Raw genomic sequence first — 20,337 nt, 5'->3', positions numbered from 1 at the left:
TTTACACTTAGAACGGATGAAGACGAGAAAGGAGCGGGTAGGATGGAAACACCTCTAATGAAGGACGAATATATGCGTCAGTTTCAAGACACCGTGACACAAGCTAAAAGAGAGACCAGGGAACTGGAGGAGTATCTGGTGCAACAATTCGAACGACTGAATCAATTGACGAGTGAGGTCTCGCCAGACAACTTTTGGGAGACACTTCCTGAAGTCCTGGGTATCGATGCAAAACTAACACTCATTGCAGAACTGATTCGGTATGACGATTTTTCGACGCAAGAGATTCTGCGACTCGTTGAAACAGATTATCGCACGTACCTTAAAGAACTTTGTGGCAATGAGTTAAGTGCGGAGACCAATCACTCACTAGTATTTCATGTCGTATAGAGTGAGCCTAGCATTAGGTCATTGTAAAAAAGTGTTCAGAAAATTATTTTCTGGACACTCTTTTTTATAAGTTTTGTTTGGACGACTTCATTATGTTTTGTGTCAATGAATCATTGTTCTAATTAAATTGTTTTCTGGATAATCTTTTTGAATGCACATAATTAAAAAATTATTTTTTCTCGAAACTCATCAAAAAAGAAACTGTTCAGTTAAGCGACATATTCGCTGTTTTTCAAAATAATTCTTCTGAAGAGTCAGAAACTTAATAGTTTTTGACACATGGTTAAATTCGCGATATAATAGGATTTATAGTGTTTCATAAACTTATGTCAAAAAGTTAAGGGATTTTCCATGATTTTAGAGAATAAATTGGGTTTAACGAATCAGGTTGAGTTGGCCAAGGCTGAAGAGAAACTCAGTAAGCAAAAAGCAAAAATTATATGATTCTGGAAAAATTAATGAAATCGAAGTCGGCACGTTTAAAGGCTTATCTGAAATTCATGATTTTCTCTTTTCAGAAATTTATGACTTTGCAGGAAAAATTCGGACGGTTAATATTGCAAAAGGAAATTTTCGTTTTGCGCCGGTTATGTATCTGGAGCAATCGTTAAAGCATATTGATCAGATGCCACAAACTTCTTTTGAAGAGATTATTAAGAAATACGTGGAGATGAATATTGCTCACCCTTTTCGCGAAGGAAATGGACGCAGTACTAGAATTTGGCTGGATCTCATATTAAAGGAAGAATTGCAAAAAGTTGTTGATTGGAACTTGATCGATAAAGCAGACTACCTTTCTGCAATGGAGCGCAGTCCAATAAACGACTTGGAAATACGCTATCTGATTTCTAACGCCCTGACTGATAAGATTGACGATCGTGAGTTATATATGAAAGGAATTGATATTAGCTATTTTTATGAAGGATACTCTGAGTATACGATAGATGATTTGTAAGAGCAGGTGGATTAAATGACAAAATATGGCTATGCACGTGTTTCAACTGCTTCTCAAAGTACAATGGAACAGATTCAGCAGCTACTTGAGAACGGTGTTGAGAAGAAAAATATTTTTTCTGAAAAATTTACAGGTACAAAACGAGATCGGCCAAAGTTTAATCAGTTGTTGGATAGTCTGAAACCTGGAGATGAGATTGTCGTTACTAAACTTGATCGATTCGCTCGTAATACACGGGAGGCATTAGAAATCATTGAGCCTCTACTCGATGATAACGTTACAATTAAGGTTTTGAATTTAGGATCGATTGAAAATACTTCGATGGGGAGAATGATCGTTCGTACCTTGTTGAGTGTTGCTGAAATGGAACGTGACATGATTGTTGAACGTACCCAAGAAGGAAAAATATTTGCTAAAAAGAATAATCCGAACTTTAAAGAAGGACGTCCGAAAGCTACAATCACTCCAAAGAAACAGCATGCCTATGAACTTCTCATTTCAGGTAAATCATATAAAGAAGTTGAATCCATAACCGGTTTCAGTCGAAGTACGCTTTACAGAATAAAGAAACAAATAGAAGAAAGTGTTTAGAAACAGACAAAAACCACAATTCAGGAAGGGAATTTTATGAGCGATATTACGAAGGTAAAAGATATACCTGTAACAGTTACAACAGCAATTGAAGCATTAAGAAAATTTGCAAAATATCTAGTCATTACAACTGGAGTAACTACATTTTTTTCTGATGACTGGTTACAACATATGCGTCTGTTATCGATAAAAAATTCTTCAGTTGGAACATGGGTTCCCGTTGTATTTTGGATTAGTATATCAATAGTAATAATTGATTGGCTTCATATAGGTTCTAAGAAATTTAAGTCTATGTATAAAAAATGGAAGTTTAAGAAATAATTTGCTAAAAATATGGATACGCTGACTGACACGGAAAAAGATATAGTCTATAAAATATTCCGGAACGATACTTACAATTTCGATGGAATAAGAGATGCTGCTGTAAAGAAATTGAATAGTCAAGGTATTATTTCTAGTGGCGAATATGGGGATCCAGTATCAGGTTTTTCGTATGTGCTGCAGCCGATAGCTAGAGATTTTTTGATAAAAACCAAGACTATTTCGATGAATATATTGAAGAAAGGAAACAGCACATTAAAAGTAAGATAGATGAGCTGGAAACCTCTATTTCTGAATTTAGCGAATTTGACTACAGATACCAAGACGTACGATTTAAAATTCACGATTTGCAAAACATTTTAGAGCAATACGAATAGCATCTAAGTTGGTGAGCGCCTAGAAATGTAAGACAAGAGAAGCTATTATAAAATTTTACTTTTAACAGCTGAAGAGGGGGTTGAATCGTCCCGAAATTGTAAAGGAGGTTCAAGCGATTGGGTCAACTAATTCTGATGGAAGAGCGTCTCCTATGAACTATCGGGATGCAAATGGAATAAAGGTACTTGATCAAGAAAGCAACGTCAGAGAGTACACAACAATAAGAGAGTGTGTGATCAATGAAAAATTATGTAGAGCAACCATAACAAAACATATTAAGAATAGAAGCAAAGCAAAAGACGGTAGAACATTTAGCACCTTCTAAGATTTTTCATAATTGTTTGCTATGCTATACTTAGATCTGCGTAATTAGACTTGCGCTGCCCGTTATTGAAGTTTCAGGCAGCACTCTTTTTGGGGGATCAATAATGGAAGAAGAAAAAATATTTGAGAAACGCTGGCAGCTAGCATCAAGTGAACAAAGAGCAAGATATAATAATTTGATGTCCTCCTACCCCACTGTTGACTGGACATGTAAGGAAAAGAAATACTTGCTTTGGCTGTGCCAGTTAGATATAGATACCTTTGAAACATTTGAATTGATCCTAGATAAAATTAAACATCATCATAATAAAAGAGCAAATCCATAGATGATTTGCTCTTTTTAAGTATATTTTATCACACATTAAGTGAATGATTATCAAAATATAAAATCATTATATTTTTAATTATCACTATAATTTTACCAGAAAAGTGTCAGACAAGAAAATCAATAATTGCAGCCTCCCAAAATAATTGATTATCAAATTATATAAATGCTGTGTATAATTTTAGTTAGAAGATCGGCCGATTTCTATAAAAAAGAATAGGAGAACAGTATGAGAAAACTAATTATATTCTGTCTGTTGGCTTTAGGTGGTATGACTTCAAATGTTGAAGCGGTAGAAATGCCAGATAATAGTTTGGGATTTGCTAGTTATGGTCCAGGAACAGTAGGTGGACAAAATGGTATTCAACTGTTCGTTGAAACAGCACATGATTTTCGAGATGCCGTGCGTGGTGATTTACCTGCGACAATTTATGTTAACAGTAAAATTGATTTAACAGATTTGTTTGTCTCTTCTCCTGGAGTAATCGTGGATGTTGGCTCAAACAAATCAATTATTGGTATTAGCTCTGAATCTGAAATTACAGGCGGTGGTTTGAGAATTCGCGGCCAAGAGCAGGTGATTATCCGTAATTTGAAGTTAACAAATGCCCTATCTTTTGATGAGGGGGAGTATCCCGATGGAAACGGGGGAATCCAAACAAATTTGCAAAGCCGTTTGAATCCAGGTGATTTCACCGAAATTGATGCGATCACCATCGAAAATAGCCAACATGTTTGGGTTGATCATAATTATTTTTCGGATGAGCCTTGGATTGCAGCTGATGTGCCTACCGGCAGCAATCGTCATGATGGGTTAATCGACATCAAAAGAGGGTCAAATTGGGTCACCATTTCAAATAATATTTTTACTAATCATAATAAAACGATTTTGGTAGGACACTCTGATTCAAATGCAGCGCAAGATTTAGATAAATTGAAAGTTACATTTGCTTATAACTGGTTTAAAGGGACAGAACAAAGAAATCCTCGGGTTCGTTTTGGTGAAGTACATGTTTTAAATAACCTATATACAGATATCTCAAGCTATGGAATTGGTGTGGGAGTAAGTGCACAGGTCATTGCTGAAGAGAACACCTTTATTAATACGCGCCGATCTTGGGGCACCCAGATGGCCCTCCTTCACCAATGGGATACCTATTGAATAAAAATAATCTTTTGATCAATAGTAGTTATGATCAAGATCAAACTGGAAAATACCAAGAAGTACCTTCATATGGTATCAATTGGAATCCGTCCGTCTACTATAAGCTACCCTCAATTCCTGTAAATGAAGTTGAAGTATATGTGAAGGCGAATGCTGGACAATATACTGAGTAAGTCATGTATAACATACCTTAAGATGTGTTATTATTTTGATTTATTTGAAAGTTCACATAATTAGTTAGATTTAGATGTTTAATAATAGACCAACAGGGTATACCCTGTTGGACTTTTTGTGTGTTCGTGATATACTTGGATTTCTAAGAGGTCAACAGAGTTGGGCAACAGGATTTTAAAATTGATCCAAGTTTTTGAATTTTAAAGGAGTTTTTTTCTATGGCTAAAATTGGATATGCTCGAGTGAGCAGTATTGATCAAAATTTAGATCGACAGTTAGAACTGTTATCAAAGTGTGATAAAATTTTTACTGATAAGGCAAGTGGGAAAGATACCAATCGTGAAGGATTTCAAGAAATGATGAAATTCATACGTGAAGGTGATATTGTCGTTGTGACAGAATTAAAACGTCTTGGGCGAAATAATAAAGAGCTAACGGAAACGATGAATTTGATTCAGCTGAAGAAAGCTACACTGGAAGTTTTGAACTTACCAGCGTTGACAGGTATAACTGATGATAATTTACGTCGTCTACTCAATAATCTAATTATCGAACTGTACAAGTACCAGGCGGAAGAAGAACGTCGATACATTCGTGAAACGCAGCAACAGGGAATTGTGTTTGCTAAAGCAAAAGGAAAATACAAAGGTGGGAAACCAAAGTACAGAGAAGATGATCCAAGGCTTCAGTTAGCATTTAAATTATTTTTAGAAGGATCTACAGACAAAGAAGTAGAACAGCAAACTGGAATTAATCGAAGAACATTTCGGAGGTATAGAATGAAGAACGGCATTACTAATGACAAGAGAAATAAATATCATGAAGATGAAAAAAATATATAGTACACTATACGATAAAGTAAGTGCCATAGGATTTTATTTACAAACAGTTGTATAAGTGTTAGGATTTAGTTATGATATATATTATATATATATATACAATATATATATAATATAAAAAGACTACGATAGTCGAATATCGTAGTCATAAGTTAGGTGTAAGCTTAGCTTCTAACCAATTACTAAGACATGTTAAACCTGGCCTACCAAGCATTGTTTAACAGTCGGTTCTTATTGACTCATTCTTAATCGAATGAGTTTTTTTTGTTGACTACTAGTAAACAAATTACACAAAATGTGACTACTATTAAAATAATCACTATGCAAAGTGTTGCAATCAACATATTAGGCATCGGCAATGCAAGAAGGTCTTTTAATATCGTGCTTATAAAAGAAAGTACTCCAAGCAATAATGCCTTAGCTTTATTGTTCACCTTTTTCTCCTCTAGAAGGAGAATATGTTTTGATAAAATCTGTTTCTTTTATCACTCTATCAGCTCCCTCTTCTTATTCCATACTTGTTGTATGGTATTTTATATAGAAGTAATCTAAAGAAGCGTAAGCTATATCTAACTGTATTTATTATAGCATATAAATTTAAATAGAAGAGCCTAACTTTATCATCTCAGTTTACCCAATTTTATTTGTTAAAAGGACGTTCAAAATAAACAGATGGTCTGGAAATATTTATTTTTTAGTCCCAACATGTGTTATCGTTTTATGTTCATATACTCTAAATATTGATCCTAAAAAGAAAAAAATTTTTAGTATCTTTCCTAACACTATTTGAGCTATTAAGAATTTTATTTTATCAATGTAGATAGTGGAGCAAGTGTGTTTTGAATAGCGTTCTAATAGTCAATTCATATATTTCTATCAGGTTATTTTTATGTTATATTAACCCCTTATGATATAATTATAGTTAAATATCATAAAATCAGTAATATTTTAAAATATTGTTATTTTTATGAAAATTGTAAGGAGTGAATGATGAAAAAGTTTGTTTTGTTTTTAGGTACTATTGTGAGTGTATTTCTGTTGTCGGCTTGTGGGCAAGGAAATATCGAGATGCTAGATTTTGTTGATGTCAATTTTAAGGGGTTAGATACCAGAGGAACTGCTAGTTATTTTGTTGATCATGACCGTCTTCGTAGTTATTTGAATGAGAATGACAAGGAGTTAGCCTTTGAAAGTAGCAACGCCTACTATGATGATAAACAACTTGAAGAAATGTTAGGTATAAATTTAGATAAAAATTCAGAGTTATCAAATGGAGATAGTGTTAAATTAACACTTGAAGTTGATTCTTCAAAAGTTAAAAATTTAGTCGGTGGAGATAAAGAAATAGTTGTTAAAGGTCTTGATGAACCGAAGAAGTTAACAACAGGAGAAGCTGAAAAGCATTTAGTTGTTAACTTTAATGGTGTTAGTGGACTTGGGGCTGCAACAATTGATAATACTCTTCCGGACGATTTACGTTATGTTCAATTTACTTTAGTTGATGATGGGAAATTTAAGAATGGAGATCTAGCAAAAATTGATATATCAGAAGATTTAGAGAATCGTTTGGCAGATAGGGGTTATCTTTTAGATGATGCTTTTGATCCTAGTTTTGAAGTTAAAGGATTAGATGAAGTTGCCGAAAAAGCTACTGATATTGTTAATTTAGACGATATTAAACGTATGATCGATGAAGAAGTGAATAGATCATATAAAGACTGGAGCCCGGAAAAATCTTACGGATCTCGATTTGAGATAAAAGAGGAGGGCCTATTTTATCGACAATTTACTAGAAATAACAATGACTCACAGTTTAGTTTTAATTCTGCAACAAACAATGGAAATCTGATAAAGATTGTCAGCGTAAAGAGGTATTACGGTGGAACTGAGAACAAGTTGAATTCTGAATTTACTGCTATAATTGGCTACTCAGACTTATTTCTTGATGAAGAAAACAAAGTTAACGTTGCTGACCTAGTATCTATCACAGATACTAAGGATTCGACTTATTCCGTGGAATCTGTTATCCAACTATATGAGGGATACGGATATAAGCGAGTCGAAGAATAATTTACTAATTTTGTCTACCGTAAGAGTTTCGGTAGACAATTTTTATTTTGAAAGAAGGCTTCTTTGAACTCGCGAGAAAATATAGAGGGACTTTAGTTATGTACGTCTCTTGTACACTACTTCAGTATTTTGTTTTTATGTTATAAAATTGATAGTAATGTTTATTTAGCAAAAGAGAGAACTATTATATAAAAAGCGTGTTCATACGAGCATTCTAAGGTCAGATTCACACGTTAAGAGGTATCATTGGTCGAACGGAGCGTCATACCAGCTACGAATAGACATATTTTTAGGGAGGAACGAAGTAAATGAAAGAACAACAAGTAGGCTATACTTTTTGGGGACGTCCATTATATGGATTAGAACGAAGAACGGCTGTATCGATCGATTGTGCTTGCGGTGAGCTGATTCAGCAAAATATTCAAACGAAACAATATCATTGTGAAAATTGTGGGCTATACTTTTTGGGGACGTCCATTATATGGATTAGAACGAAGAACGGCTGTATCGATCGATTGTGCTTGCGGTGAGCTGATTCAGCAAAATATTCAAACGAAACAATATCATTGTGAAAATTGTGGAATTGTTATCAATTCATTGATCAAGACTTCCAATTGCTAAATGAAAAAAATAAGTAGGTTTATTATAGTCAGACAATTAGTCTGACTTTTTTGTTATTTTAGAATGTTCCCCTTTACAAAAGCGAACGTATGTTTGTATAATCGAATTGGAATGGGGGAGAACAACATGCTTGATTACTCAAATGAGCCAGTCAATGATTACTTTCTAATCGACATGAAAAGCTTTTATAGTTCGGTGGAATGTGTTGAAAGAAACTTAGATCCGTTAACGGCTGAATTGGTCGTGATGAGTCGAGCAGATAATACAGGGTCAGGGCTTACTTTGGCCGCTTCACCAACTGCCAAAAGTAAATATGGGATCACGAATGTTAGTAGACCGCGTGATCTACCTTATCCTTTGCCTAAAGAACTGCACATTGTACCACCAAGGATGAACTTATATATTAAAAAAAATATGGAAGTAAACAGTATTTTTCGGCAATACGTCGCAGATGAAGACTTATTGATCTATTCCATCGATGAATCGATTCTAAAGGTAACAAAATCGCTGAACTTATTTACAACACCAGGTACAAGAAGTGAGAGACGAAAACAGCTCGCAAGACAGATACAGTTACACGTTTACCGTCAAACTGGTTTGATCGCAACTGTCGGGATTGGTGATAATCCTGTTTTAGCTAAATTAGCCTTAGATAATGAAGCCAAGCATAATAAGGGATTTATAGCGGAATGGACGTATCAAAATGTGCCAGAAAAAATTTGGGCGATTAAAGAAATGACGGACTTTTGGGGTATCGGATCACGCATGAAAAAAAGATTGAACCATATGGGAATCCTGAGTATTAAAGATTTAGCCAATTGGGACCCATACGCGCTCAAGAGGCAATTAGGGGTTATTGGACTACAGCTCTATTTTCATGCGAATGGGATTGATCGAACGGATATCGCAGAACCACCAGAACCAACGAAAGAGAAATCTTATGGCAATTCTCAGGTGCTACCGAAGGATTATACGAGGAAAGAAGAAGTAGAGATCGTGGTAAAAGAAATGGCGGAACAAGTGGCTGCACGTATTCGACAACATAAGTGCAAGACTGGTTGTGTTCGCTTGTATATAGGTACGTCGATCCTGGAAACAAAGTCAGGGTTTTCGCACCAAATGAAGATCCCACTCACTGATAATACGAAAGAGCTTCAGTACTATTGCCTGTATTTATTCAACAAATATTATGAAGGACAAGAAGTAAGGCACGTTGGAATTACCTATAGTAAGCTCGTTTATACCGATTCGCTTCAGCTTGATTTGTTTAGTGATCCACAACAACAGATCAATGAGGAAAAACTAGATAAGATTATCGACAAGATCCGACAGAAATATGGATTTACGTCGATTGTCCACGCTTCTTCTAAGTTAGAAGGCGCACGTAGTATTACTAGAAGTACGTTAGTCGGAGGGCATCCGGGCGGTAATGGAGGGCTTAATAATGATTGATTACAACGATCGAGGTCGTCTAAAGTGGGCAGGTTTTTATCTCTCGGATCACACAGAAAAGATCGATGCAGACGTCGAGCAACGAGCCAATCAAAACTTGGCCAAAGAGCAGATGACAACGGAAGAGATTACGGAAGTATTGAACGCTGCTGTCCTGAAAAGAAAAGTTGTTTGTATTCAAAAAGAAGAACGAGATTCTGAAGGTTACTATCCGGATGATATTATTGGTGAAATCAAAGGACATGATGAACTAGGAATCTTTGTTGGTGATCATAAAGTCCACTACGATGAAATTCGCCATGTTGGAATCCAGGAGTTAGATAAATGGAGTCAGCTATGAATATCATTCAGCAGTACGAATGGCGCTATATTTGCTATGAAGAATTACTAGAGGAAATTTGGGGATATGGGCAACAATTGATTAACGAGGTTGGCGTTGAATGCGTTACCTTTTATGTGGAAGCTAGCGCAGGGTATCATAGTTTCTACTATTATATTGCACCGTATGAAAAGAGTTAGAGAAGTAAAAAAAAGTCTTTGAACAAATGAAAGCCGAAGGATACGACTGTTCTGAAGAAGTGATACGAAAGCAATCTCCATTAATAAGTGATCATATTAATTTTGTCGGCAAGTATACGTTTCGATATGAAGACGGGCTATCCAATGGGGAATTACCCCATTAAATATAGAGGATTTCTAGTAATGTTCGTCTTTTGTACACTACCGCACTATTTCGTTTCTATGTTCCATGTACCCAATTAATTACTACCCTATAAGTCCTAAAGGTCTAAAGTGTTTTAGTAATAAAGTACTTAACCACTTAAACGTTAAAGGTTCTGATTACAATAAGGAACGGAGGCCCCCTAAAGTTAATCAAGAAAATTTATGCTACGAAGTTTCGATTGTCTTAGTCGAAGAAGGCAGCAACAAAACGTTTTAATCGTTAAACACTTAAATGTTTAAGTACTTTAATATTAAAAAGTCCGATTTGATATGATGCCATAAAAAAGACACCTAAGCACTAAACAATTAAAGTGTTTTAGTACTAAAGTGTCTCAGGCTTATTTGCTGTCTTCTTCTAATTTATCAACGTATGAACGGTAGGCTTCTTTGATTTCTGACTCAGTTAGATAGTTATCAAGAATTAAATCTTTCATTACGTCTTTCATATTACGATCGTCTTGTGCAGCTTTCATTTTAACCATCCGATGAATCTCTTCAGGCAAGTATATTGAAACTTGTTTACCGCCTTTAAAATTTTTGTAATATGAAATTATATCTTCAATTTTTCTAAGAACATTAACTTTCTTTTTAGTCCCATTTTGATCGGAAGTTTGTGGGTTTGAAGTAGGAAATAGTGTGTCGATATCATTTGTTTTAGCTATATTTTTATCCTTGATAGATACGCGTTTAGCCATTTTGAACAACTCCTTCTGATACTATTTTCTGTAGAACTGTCACTGCAAGATTATAGTAAGCAATACCAGCTTTATTATTTGAATCAAATTCGTATGCTGACATGTTAGCAACACCAGCGTCGGATACTACGATGCTTCTATCGATGATAGAAATAACTTCTGCTTTATCGTCAGATTTAACTTCCTCAATAATTTCGTCGCTGTGGTTTGTATTAGTTGCCATAGTGACTACATACCCAAGTTCCTTTAGATTAGGATTAATTGAATTTTTCACTTTATTAATTGTAGAAAAAAGCAATTCGATACTTACGAGAGCTTGATATTCGGATTGAACAGGAATCAAGATAAAATCTGATGCACTAAGAGCATTTACAGTAAGCAGGCCTCTTGAAGGAGGGCAATCGATCAGAATGATATCAAATTTTGTCTCGAGGCTTTCTATGTTCTTCTTCAGAATCAGTTCTCTTAAGGTAGCATTAACTAGGTTAAGTTCGGCATCTGATAGACGCAAGGTTGTTGGAGAATAAACAGATTATTCTTAATCTGATAAGTAATGTTCTCTAACGTTTCTTCCTCTAGCATTACCTGAGTCATTTCTGGTAGATTTTCATCGATGATATTTCTGAGGTCAGTTTTTAGGTTAGTTATACTTGACTGTGCGTCTATGTCTACGATATCTGTTACAAGATCGAAACTGGCGAACAGTTCCGCTAAATTATCAACGGTAGCACTTTTGCCAACGCCGCCTTTTTGATTCGCAACAGAAATTACAATTGGAGCACCTTTTTCAGCAACGAGATCCTTGACTTGTTTCACTAGCGAAATAATTTCTTCTGAATTCGAGCGATTTTTTTTCATTTTTCTACCTCCTTAAATAAGTACTAAAGTGTTAAAATACTTGTTTGCAATAATAATACCACCTTGAAAGTTACGGGTCAATAGAAACTTTAGTATTTAAGTACTTTTATTACGTTTGTGTTTACAAGGTGATCTATCAGTGATTAAATGCGACTTTAAAACGTCATAGTACTTAAGTACTTAAAAAAGGCACTAAAATACTTAAGTACTTAAGTATTTTAGTGCCTTTTGTGATTGTTGATATTAACAGGTTTATGCGACAATAACTATATTAAATTGCAGAAAATAAGAGTTTACAAGATGAAAAAAGTAAGATATGCTAGATTTGTGTTTAATTTAGAACTGGAAAAAATAAAAAATAAAAAAGAGACGGAAAAATAAGTGAATTGGACCTCACCTATTTTTCTGAATCACATACAATAACTATGTGTTCTCGCTCGTCTCGGAAGTTATGTAAGTGGCTGGAAACCACTTATGTAATTTGATAAGCTATTCGGACTGACAATCCGAACTTACAAGCTTATCTTACCACTTTTTGACGGGCAACTCAATATATACACGCTTATTTGTCATGCTTTCTTAAAATGTTTTTGACATATCTAGCCATTGGGAGAACACAAATCGAAAGATAATTTGTGTTCTCTTTTTTTGTTTAGAAAGGATTAGTAAGCATGGCAGCTTCTTTAGACGTCATTTATTCAACGATCTTACAAAACGGTATCCGTAAATTTAAATATAAAAATAGCCACCTTAAACCAGTCTCTTTCAGTGATCAGTCGGGGAAAGGGGCTATTTTCGCGTACCGTTCGAAAGAACATATGGTTGAGGGAATTGGCTTAGTGATCACTTCTGAAGAAGGAATCATTGAGAACAACAATGCATTTAGCCATTGGACCCCTAATGTTTTCCGGTATGGGACATATGCTGATGAAGGGAGAATGTTCACTAAAGGCCATTCTGAGGACAATTTACGTCAGATTAATACGTTTTTTGTTGATTTTGACACGCTAGATCCAAATTTTGATTACGGAGAAATCATTCTGGCCAGTAACGAGCTTGGCTTTATGCCAACGATGGTATTGCGGACTACTCACGGATACCAGGCATTTTATGTGTTAGAGAAACCTGCCTATGTGACAAAGAAATCGAACTTCAAAGTGATCAACGTGGCTAAAATGATCTCCAATAATCTGCGAAACAAGTTAGCGAACGAATATCGTTTTCCGGTAGATGTGAATGCGAATCACTTTGGGATCACACGGATGCCTTCTGAAGAGAATGTTTTGTTCTTTGAACCACAATATCGCTACTCTTTTGAAGAGTGGATCAATTGGTCAATGCGTGTGGATGCTGATAAGAGTACTGAGAGTAAGAATGTTTTTGTCTTGCCATCAAACCAGGAGTTCCGCCAAGTCGATGAGCCGTGGTTTCAGCTGCTATTACGGAGTCAAAAATTCAAGGAGAGAAGGGGATTTATGGCCGAAATAACGTCATATTTACCCTGTCTTTGGCCTACTTTTCTTCAGGATATGAGATCGAAGAGTGTGAGTTGGCTATGCTTGAGTTCAATGATCGATTAGCAAGTCCATTGACTGACCGAGAACTGACTAGGATTATTCGATCGGCTTATTCAGGAAAGTATCAAGCCGCACATAGAGAAAAAATTGTTGTATTGTGCCAGGAGTGGGTCGATACTAATCTCTCTGAAGAGCAGCTATTCAATAAAAAGCGTGGATGGTGGAAGTTCAAGAAGGAAAGAGCTGTACGCAAGTATTCGCATAGTCATGAATGGGCAGCTGATTTGCTGGCTTATTTGAACGAACAGTCCTATACCTACAAACCGTATATCGTTTCTACAAAAAAAGAGTTGAGAGAAGAATTAAAGATTCCGGAACGATCCCTAGATAAAGTGCTGAAGCAACTGAAGAACGAAAATAAGATCTACTTCCGAGTTAGGACCGGCCGCAATGGCGGAATTACTTTAGCCTCTGTTCACGCCTTGATGCGATCAATCATTCGAGTAAACAAAGAGGTGCAAGAAGCGTATTTCCATGAGATCTCTGAGGCCTTTGGCTTGGGCCGGACATTTATACAAGAGACATTTAAGCAGCTGATAGAGCCCAAGAGAACCGGCGTACAAATGGATTTATTGCAACTCGATTCCGGATAAATTTAAAACCCGCAAACTGCCTTTTACATTATATCTATGATACGTCTGTCCTTTCTTACGTGCCGGATATGTCTTGTTTAGTATTTCCTTGCTTGCCTGGTTTTAAGAAGAGGACTATTATTATCACATGCGCGATAATATGCTGGGGGAGGTTTACCGTCTATGTCAGTAAATACTTTTGTTTATCCCTATCCTGTCAGTGTTTTTATTATTAAGCAGCTAGGGATGTCAGTAGAGGAATTTTGTGAGTTACATGATTATAAACAAAGTACTGTAGCAACTTGGGCTTATCGGAATCGTCCTGTTGGATTGTTACCATGTGACTTTTTGTATTGTTTAAGTCTGTCTTCAGGATGGACAATGGATAAGGTTTATAAAGAGTTGTTACAGTTAGAAGAACAGTTTCTTTTGAGTATAGATCCTAAAAAAGAAAAGAAGTATGTAGATTAATTTTAAGAGGAGTTGAAGGTGGAATTGTCCGGAAAGCTTATCGATGTCTAGGACTGAACGAAGTGAGGGTAAGGCATTGATAACGTCGAGGGCTATATGAGCTTGTGAATGAGGGCATTAACGTTAGAATATTTTGTTTTTAGAATACAACACACAGATGATTGGGGTTCTGTGTGTCTTTCATGGGTTAGGTGATTATATAATTTATTTCTTTTAGTGGCAGCTTACCAGCTAGTGTATTTTCTACAGATGGGATACAGCCTTCTGCGTAGATGTGTCGTACGGGGGCTTTGCTGATGTAATATTTTAATTCTTCTAAAAAATCTTCTAAGTTTTGTCTAGCGGATGCTTTATCTTGTTCATTGTCTGCTATGTAGTAATCATATCGGTATTTTGATACTTTGTATAAGATTACATGGTCTGAAGAATATTTTATATTTTGGTATTTAAACAACATTGACAGAAGTTCATTTGCATTATCTAATAATTTACCTTTTATATTGTCTGTTCGGTATAATGCTCGATCAATAGAGCTATCTGCTAAATTGGACAACGCTTCGGGTAATTGATAAGAGTATTGTGAGTTGAACGATGAGATTTGATTAAAATCATATTCTTTAAAAAAATTAGAGATGTCTAAAATTTGTTCGTCCGAAAAATGTACAGTAAAATCTATGATGAATTGATGGTGTATCCGAGTTATCAGTTTCCGTTTTTTTAATTCAAAATAAATACGATCCGTATCTTTGGAGGTTATCTTTGGTATGTTAGGACTAAACTTGTGGAAGTGTTGTCGAATTAAGTAAAAGTACCGCAGAAATTCTAAAGAACTATTTTTATACTTATTCGCAGTTTTGAATAAATGCTCTAAACTATGGATGTTTAGTTCTTGCATAGGATCGTTTTTTTGATTAAGGCATTTTTTAGTTTGATTGATAATGTAAGTCATGCAGTTGTCTTGTTCTTTTTGGATAGTGTATACGTCGGATAGTTGCATACCTAAACGGTTCGCGAATACTTCTATATCTTCGATTGGAAGTATTCGCAGACCATTTTCGAATCGTGAATATGTTGATTGTGATACTATTCCTTCGTAAATGTCCTTTTGTGTAAGATTCAACTTGATTCGTATATATTTTATCGTTTCATGGAATCGCATAATTTCACTCCGATTATATTTGTTTATTTAAAAATGCCAAATTGGCATATCCAAAAGTTTTACTTGAAGATTATTGATTAAATTGTAATAATTAACTTAGATATCAAATTTATTTGTGCACAAATCCAAAGGAGGATTTCGACTGTTAACTTTTCTGTTCAAAGTATCTAATATAAAGGCTATATACCTTTGTAATAAATAGATTATAAATAAATTTTGAGCGGACATAGAATACTAATTCATCAAAACTAAAAAAAGCATGCAATTCTGTATTTTCGGAAATTCCTTGCGAAAAGAACAGAACAATGCTATGCTTTTTGTGAAAATGATAATTTTGGCAAAAAGAAAAAAATTAATGTTTAAATATAGTTTTTTTGATTGCGCAGGTTGAGATATATTTTCAGGCAATCAAAAAAGGGGATGCGACATGCGATCAGGCTCCTACACCTGAGCACATGTATGCATGAATATTAGATTTCAAGGCTCTAATATCATGGTGCATACCCCTCTGTTGGGCTGCGCCCAACGAGGTTTAGTTTAGCATAGAATAGCTTCTTAGTCACGCCCAAATGGGGAAGACTGTCGACTTTTCTAGTTAAATATCTCGTTGGAAATAGCTGAACAGTAAGGGGTGCCACGTGATTTAGGTCACGTGGCACCCTTTTTTGTTTGTCTGAAATATATTTTAGCAAATTTTTGCCAAAACGGGAGGTGATTAGAATGACTTAGCGGGAATTTCAAGAATTTTTTAATAAAAACCGAGGAAAAGGTTTAACGATCGAGCAGTTAAAACAGCAGAGACAAGAAAGTAGGCTTGCCGAAGTGGAGGTAGCTAACTTTTTAGCATTATTAGGATACACCAATCGTGTTCGACGTGATTATTGACCACGAGATTGGAGCTGGAAAATATACTTCAAATTATTTCATAAGAGAGGATTGGTTGAATTGGTAGTTGATAAAAGCAAAAACAGACGAGTGAGGGCTGTTACTTCGGTTTGTTCACTAACAGAAATTGAAAATCGATCACAGTCGATTCGTTTGTTCGATCGTTCAATTTGGATCAATGCTGGGGATGGTCAAATATTTAATCCGCAAACAAGACAAATCGATTCGTTAAGTAAAAGATTTGAGGATATTAGGACTGCCGCATTGCCAGGAAAAGTCATTTTTGCTAAACGATCGAAGCGATCTGATCCTCTTTGCTTAGTTGAGTTTCCTTATAAAATACGCTCTTAGAATTAAACGATTAAAAAATATTTCTACTTGCAAGTGAAAACTTGTGTGTCCTTTGAAAAGAGAATATCAAGAATAGCAGAAAAGACGTGGGAATCTGACTGTCTATAACACGTTGCTATTCACCCATAAAGGACAGGGCTTGAGGTGACTATTGGAACACCTCAAGCATTGAAGTTCATATTTATTTCTTTCAGACGGCTTACAGATGGATATCTGGGCTTGGTAGCACTGGGAGTGAGAAATATGTGAGGTAGCTCGGAACCCTAAACCGGCAGGTTCTCACTTATCCTAAAAGTGATTCCAATATCATTTGTAAGTAAAAATATTTTTTAATTGATCAAGCCAAGTATCTTCTTTGATCAATCGATAAAGCTTAAAGAAGTTGTTCTTCTCTTTTATTTATAACAATAGAGGTGGTCCAAAGGAGCAGTTATTTAAGAATAATCGAGAGGTTTCCGAAGATGTTAACAAATTTGTCGAAGGAGAAAAGATATGCAAAAATCATTTGACGCTGATCAGAAGTACAGGGAGACTATGTCAAAAATAAGTCGTCTCGAGGCAGATGAAATAAGAAATGATTGTGAGATAAAGTTAAAGAATTTGAGATTTAAAAGGTTAAAAACAATTGAAATTATGAACAGAATGTCATCAGCGATTGATGATAACATTTCCAAACGAATTAAATGTTTAATACGTTATATCTTTCCGGAGTTCATTGCTATGATTCCAATTTCTATTGTATGTTTAATCTATTGTATAACCCAAATCCTAATTTTGATCTACACGGAGAGTGGCGATTTGGGTGGAATTTATAGGTATTCGATTATTATTTTTTTTACAGCTATTTGTCTTATTGGTTGTTTGGTAGTATTACTAAAGAATGCCTATATAAAATCAGAATATATCAAGATAATTCGAGAACTGGGAATGGAAGTTGGAATAATAGATTCGGAGATTGAAGAAGTGAATAGGTTATTTTCTGAACAAAGTTTCTCTTTTTTAGGAGAATCTCATGAGTGAAATTGAAAAATTGTTGTCATTTATGGATTCTGGCAGAAGAAAAAAGATTTTGTTAGCTGACTACTTTGAATTACAAGAACAAAAAGGAACATGGAACAATAAAAGGTCAATTGATTTACGCCGTGAAATCAGTGGTTCGCCTTATTTTGAAGTTACTTACATTAAAAAACGAGTCGATATTGATAGTTGGAAGACAGAAACACTATTAAAAATTAAGCCAAAATATACGTGTAAGAGAAATAGAAGCTTGTAGGAATTCCTATGAGCTTCTATTTTTTTCAATCAGAAAGGAACGATTAATAGCTATGGAACAAAAAGAAGTTTATTGCCAAATTAAAAAGAAACATTGCCAAGTGTTTAAGGCAGGTCATACAAGTAAATTCGTGGATAAGGGAGAGTACTATCTGGGAATCGAGTACCGGATTTTCAACAGTGGAGCGGTAGACATTCACAATCTTCGTTCTGGTAAGGGGATAGAGATTCTAGAAACAGGAGAACTATTTGATGTAAGAAAAATTCATAAATCCAAAAAAAATGTTTTGCTGTTTTTAAAAAAACCTGAATTACTGTTGAATTTTTAGAAACAGAACGTTTGAAAGAAGCAATTTTATGACAGAAATATCCGAATAGGAGGAACTGAAAATGAAACTAAACGAATTATTGAAATTTTGCCCAGACAAAGCCGATGTAACGTTTGAAATTGTAGAAGAGACTTACCCAACAGGAATTTTAGTTAAAGATATTATAGGAACTTACCCACGAGCGGCAGAATATGAGGTAACGCTACTAGAAGCAGGTGTTAGTACACATGATGGAAAAGATATTCCTACATTGTGCATTGAAGTCAGCAACTTGAATTAGTCAGTAATCCACCCAAATAGTTGATTAGTGGAAGAGATTGTGGAATAGGAGAATGAAAATGACTAAAAAATTCAAAGTCGTAGGCAATAGCCGGTATAATCACAACTTCGAAATAGGCACGATCGTCGAATATGTTCGTACTTATCCGGACGGCGTTTTATGTGTTATCGGCAAGCAGAAATATTTAGAAGGCAGATACCCGCAAGACGTATCTCCTGTCGACTTAGAGGAGGTCAAGGGAGACTAGTCAACTAATGGTAGAGATAAAGGAATGAGGCGAAGACAATGAAATATGTTTGGGCGATAAATATTACCCCAAATGAGTCAAACTTACCTACGCTATATAGTTCTAAAGTGAAGGCGCAACAAGCTTTTGAAGAAGAAATAACATTTGCTCAGAAACAGGGTTTTGAACTTAATATAGATTCTAATCGTACTTCTGCAAATTGAGGAGAAAACACAAAAAGTGGCACAGCAATAGAGCTTTTAAGAATAAATATTAGATAGTTTAGTATCGACAGAAATAAAAAACTAGAGAGGAAGATAACAAATGAGATTTTTTGAAATTAATGACCCGTATTTTGCAATTGTAGCAGCTGAAAATGAAGGGAAATGTATGGAATTTTATGAAGAAGTAGTGTGTGACGTAGAAGACAAAGAGGACTTTATGGCTAGTATGAAAGAACTTGAGACGACAGTTGCCATTACAAAAGTTGCGAATACAGTGAGTGAAGAGACAGCTGAGCCAGTAGGTCTTCATGAGGCAGGTAATCAGGTTTTTAGTTGCATTAATGACAATGAATCAACGTTATTGGCTCTTGACGGAGCTTTAGTTTAGTCCACTAACCACCAAAATTATAGATGCTGTTCATTATAAATATCTTTTCTCTTTGGTTATAACGCTGAATGAATTGACACGTATGCCGGAAGAATAATTAATCGCATTCTTAAGAATGAATCAGGAGGATAGCAATGTTTATATTGAAAAACAAATATGAGGGATTGTTAAAAGTAGTGGTTCATGTGATTGTGTTTATTGGGATTATATCGATGGCAATGAAAGTACAAATGGAGCAGTCTAATTTTGATAATTCGATAAATAATGTTCAATTTTCTCGAAAGTTAGCTTATGACTCCAATCATGAACTTAAAGAATATGTAGATAAAAATTATGTTCAGCAAATTATCTGGAAAGCATATCCACTTCTAGTATATCCTGAGAGCATTTCAAGTAGGGTTTTGTTCAAAAGAGAAGTAAATCAAAAAAGTATTGATGAGGTGTGGCAAGATGTAATGAGCCTTGTCGAAGATTATGCACAAAAAGAAACTAATTTAGGGCTTCGAATGGACCATTGAACAATCGGTTAATAGGAGAAATGAATTCGATGAAAATAGAAGCAGTAGAAGGAGCGTGTCGCAAATTATGATTTCAAATGAATGGACACTAGAATACGAACGGCGACTTGAAAAACTAGCAATGTGGTTTTGGCGAATCTTTATCAGTGGTTTTGTTACTCTAATTTTAGGATCGGTAGTTTATTGGAATTATTATTTTTTCGG

General features: G+C 35.2%; 26 protein-coding genes and 3 pseudogenes. 25 read left to right on the top strand and 4 right to left on the bottom strand.

Annotated elements, in window-relative coordinates; all coding sequences use genetic code 11:
• The first annotated feature begins 42 nt into the window (after positions 1–42).
• The 14 genes and pseudogenes from CYK55_RS00225 to CYK55_RS14040 form a co-directional block, all read left to right on the top strand.
• Positions 43–390: a DUF7006 family protein gene (locus tag CYK55_RS00225; RefSeq protein ID WP_126133772.1), complete on the top strand. Its 348-nt coding sequence runs from the start codon at positions 43–45 to the stop codon at positions 388–390.
• Between the two features lie 351 nt (positions 391–741).
• Positions 742–1,345 (top strand): annotated as a pseudogene (gene fic / locus CYK55_RS00220) (protein adenylyltransferase Fic).
• A gap of 15 nt (positions 1,346–1,360) precedes the next feature.
• Complete coding sequence (locus CYK55_RS00215) at positions 1,361–1,936, top strand: recombinase family protein (RefSeq protein ID WP_126133771.1); 576 nt, start codon at positions 1,361–1,363, stop codon at positions 1,934–1,936.
• Between the two features lie 36 nt (positions 1,937–1,972).
• Entirely contained in the window at positions 1,973–2,257 is a 285-nt protein-coding gene (locus tag CYK55_RS00210) for a super-infection exclusion protein B (RefSeq protein ID WP_126133770.1), read from the top strand.
• Between the two features lie 806 nt (positions 2,258–3,063).
• The gene (locus CYK55_RS00200; RefSeq protein WP_077151986.1) at positions 3,064–3,285 is read left to right on the top strand and encodes a hypothetical protein; all 222 of its coding nucleotides are present in this window, start codon (positions 3,064–3,066) and stop codon (positions 3,283–3,285) included.
• A 228-nt stretch (positions 3,286–3,513) separates the two neighbouring features.
• Entirely contained in the window at positions 3,514–4,446 is a 933-nt protein-coding gene (locus CYK55_RS00195; RefSeq protein ID WP_241234741.1) for a pectate lyase family protein, read from the top strand.
• Complete coding sequence (locus CYK55_RS13615; protein WP_241234740.1) at positions 4,443–4,622, top strand: hypothetical protein; 180 nt, start codon at positions 4,443–4,445, stop codon at positions 4,620–4,622. Before CYK55_RS00195 ends, CYK55_RS13615 begins: the two co-directional genes overlap by 4 nt.
• 219 nt (positions 4,623–4,841) lie before the next feature.
• Positions 4,842–5,465, top strand: a complete 624-nt coding sequence (locus CYK55_RS00190) for a recombinase family protein (protein ID WP_066025968.1) — start codon at positions 4,842–4,844, stop codon at positions 5,463–5,465.
• A 987-nt stretch (positions 5,466–6,452) separates the two neighbouring features.
• The gene (locus CYK55_RS00185; protein WP_066025966.1) at positions 6,453–7,532 is read left to right on the top strand and encodes a lipoprotein; all 1,080 of its coding nucleotides are present in this window, start codon (positions 6,453–6,455) and stop codon (positions 7,530–7,532) included.
• 308 nt (positions 7,533–7,840) lie between these two features.
• The gene (locus CYK55_RS00180; RefSeq protein ID WP_126133768.1) at positions 7,841–8,062 is read left to right on the top strand and encodes a hypothetical protein; all 222 of its coding nucleotides are present in this window, start codon (positions 7,841–7,843) and stop codon (positions 8,060–8,062) included.
• 217 nt (positions 8,063–8,279) lie between these two features.
• Positions 8,280–9,605, top strand: coding sequence for a Y-family DNA polymerase (locus tag CYK55_RS00170; RefSeq protein WP_126133767.1), 1,326 nt, complete (start codon positions 8,280–8,282; stop codon positions 9,603–9,605).
• Positions 9,598–9,945 (top strand): hypothetical protein, encoded by a 348-nt coding sequence (locus CYK55_RS00165; protein ID WP_066026637.1) that lies wholly within the window; start codon positions 9,598–9,600, stop codon positions 9,943–9,945. Before CYK55_RS00170 ends, CYK55_RS00165 begins: the two co-directional genes overlap by 8 nt.
• A complete protein-coding gene (locus CYK55_RS00160; protein WP_126133790.1) occupies positions 9,942–10,124 on the top strand; it encodes a hypothetical protein in 183 nt (60 codons plus the stop codon). The genes CYK55_RS00165 and CYK55_RS00160 overlap by 4 nt, the downstream gene beginning before the upstream one ends.
• 8 nt (positions 10,125–10,132) lie before the next feature.
• A pseudogene (locus CYK55_RS14040) lies at positions 10,133–10,305 on the top strand (Tn3 family transposase); the annotation flags it as partial.
• A 361-nt stretch (positions 10,306–10,666) separates the two neighbouring features.
• Here CYK55_RS14040 and CYK55_RS00150 read toward each other — a convergent pair.
• The 3 genes from CYK55_RS00150 to CYK55_RS13910 are packed head-to-tail and all read right to left on the bottom strand — an operon-like array spanning position 10,667 to position 11,881.
• Entirely contained in the window at positions 10,667–11,023 is a 357-nt protein-coding gene (locus CYK55_RS00150) for a hypothetical protein (RefSeq protein WP_066026012.1), read from the bottom strand.
• Positions 11,016–11,534, bottom strand: coding sequence for a ParA family protein (locus tag CYK55_RS13915; RefSeq protein WP_277600545.1), 519 nt, complete (start codon positions 11,532–11,534; stop codon positions 11,016–11,018). Before CYK55_RS13915 ends, CYK55_RS00150 begins: the two co-directional genes overlap by 8 nt.
• A complete protein-coding gene (locus CYK55_RS13910; RefSeq protein WP_277600544.1) occupies positions 11,504–11,881 on the bottom strand; it encodes a ParA family protein in 378 nt (125 codons plus the stop codon). Before CYK55_RS13910 ends, CYK55_RS13915 begins: the two co-directional genes overlap by 31 nt.
• Before the next feature lie 671 nt (positions 11,882–12,552).
• On the opposite strand from CYK55_RS13910, the pseudogene CYK55_RS00140 reads away from it, so the two are divergent.
• Positions 12,553–14,051 (top strand): annotated as a pseudogene (locus CYK55_RS00140) (primase C-terminal domain-containing protein).
• A 162-nt stretch (positions 14,052–14,213) separates the two neighbouring features.
• Positions 14,214–14,501: a type III secretion system protein PrgN gene (locus tag CYK55_RS00135; RefSeq protein ID WP_066026010.1), complete on the top strand. Its 288-nt coding sequence runs from the start codon at positions 14,214–14,216 to the stop codon at positions 14,499–14,501.
• Between the two features lie 187 nt (positions 14,502–14,688).
• On the opposite strand, the gene CYK55_RS00130 is transcribed toward CYK55_RS00135, so the two are convergent.
• On the bottom strand, positions 14,689–15,660 hold the full coding sequence (locus CYK55_RS00130) for a helix-turn-helix domain-containing protein (RefSeq protein ID WP_066026009.1): 972 nt from the start codon (positions 15,658–15,660) through the stop codon (positions 14,689–14,691).
• 945 nt (positions 15,661–16,605) lie between these two features.
• On the opposite strand from CYK55_RS00130, the gene CYK55_RS00125 reads away from it, so the two are divergent.
• From CYK55_RS00125 to CYK55_RS00090, 9 genes are all read left to right on the top strand, one after another.
• Entirely contained in the window at positions 16,606–16,896 is a 291-nt protein-coding gene (locus CYK55_RS00125; protein ID WP_241234751.1) for a hypothetical protein, read from the top strand.
• 492 nt (positions 16,897–17,388) lie between these two features.
• Positions 17,389–17,916, top strand: coding sequence for a hypothetical protein (locus CYK55_RS00120; protein WP_066026008.1), 528 nt, complete (start codon positions 17,389–17,391; stop codon positions 17,914–17,916).
• Positions 17,909–18,169: a hypothetical protein gene (locus CYK55_RS00115; protein ID WP_066026007.1), complete on the top strand. Its 261-nt coding sequence runs from the start codon at positions 17,909–17,911 to the stop codon at positions 18,167–18,169. Before CYK55_RS00120 ends, CYK55_RS00115 begins: the two co-directional genes overlap by 8 nt.
• A gap of 52 nt (positions 18,170–18,221) precedes the next feature.
• Positions 18,222–18,497, top strand: coding sequence for a hypothetical protein (locus CYK55_RS00110; RefSeq protein WP_066026006.1), 276 nt, complete (start codon positions 18,222–18,224; stop codon positions 18,495–18,497).
• Between the two features lie 61 nt (positions 18,498–18,558).
• Positions 18,559–18,777, top strand: a complete 219-nt coding sequence (locus CYK55_RS00105) for a hypothetical protein (RefSeq protein ID WP_066026005.1) — start codon at positions 18,559–18,561, stop codon at positions 18,775–18,777.
• 58 nt (positions 18,778–18,835) lie between these two features.
• Positions 18,836–19,024 (top strand): hypothetical protein, encoded by a 189-nt coding sequence (locus tag CYK55_RS00100; RefSeq protein ID WP_066026004.1) that lies wholly within the window; start codon positions 18,836–18,838, stop codon positions 19,022–19,024.
• 38 nt (positions 19,025–19,062) lie between these two features.
• The gene (locus CYK55_RS13400; RefSeq protein ID WP_164546232.1) at positions 19,063–19,227 is read left to right on the top strand and encodes a hypothetical protein; all 165 of its coding nucleotides are present in this window, start codon (positions 19,063–19,065) and stop codon (positions 19,225–19,227) included.
• A gap of 100 nt (positions 19,228–19,327) precedes the next feature.
• A complete protein-coding gene (locus CYK55_RS00095; RefSeq protein ID WP_066026003.1) occupies positions 19,328–19,615 on the top strand; it encodes a hypothetical protein in 288 nt (95 codons plus the stop codon).
• A gap of 134 nt (positions 19,616–19,749) precedes the next feature.
• Positions 19,750–20,133, top strand: coding sequence for a hypothetical protein (locus CYK55_RS00090; protein WP_066026002.1), 384 nt, complete (start codon positions 19,750–19,752; stop codon positions 20,131–20,133).
• The last annotated feature ends 204 nt before the right edge of the window (positions 20,134–20,337 follow it).

It is taken from the genome of Enterococcus mundtii (genome assembly GCF_003957375.1).
In the GTDB taxonomy this organism is placed as follows: Bacteria; Bacillota; Bacilli; order Lactobacillales; family Enterococcaceae; genus Enterococcus_B; species Enterococcus_B spodopteracolus.
The sequence above is the reverse complement of the archived record's forward strand: the minus strand, read 5'-3'. Positions and strand labels throughout refer to the sequence as shown.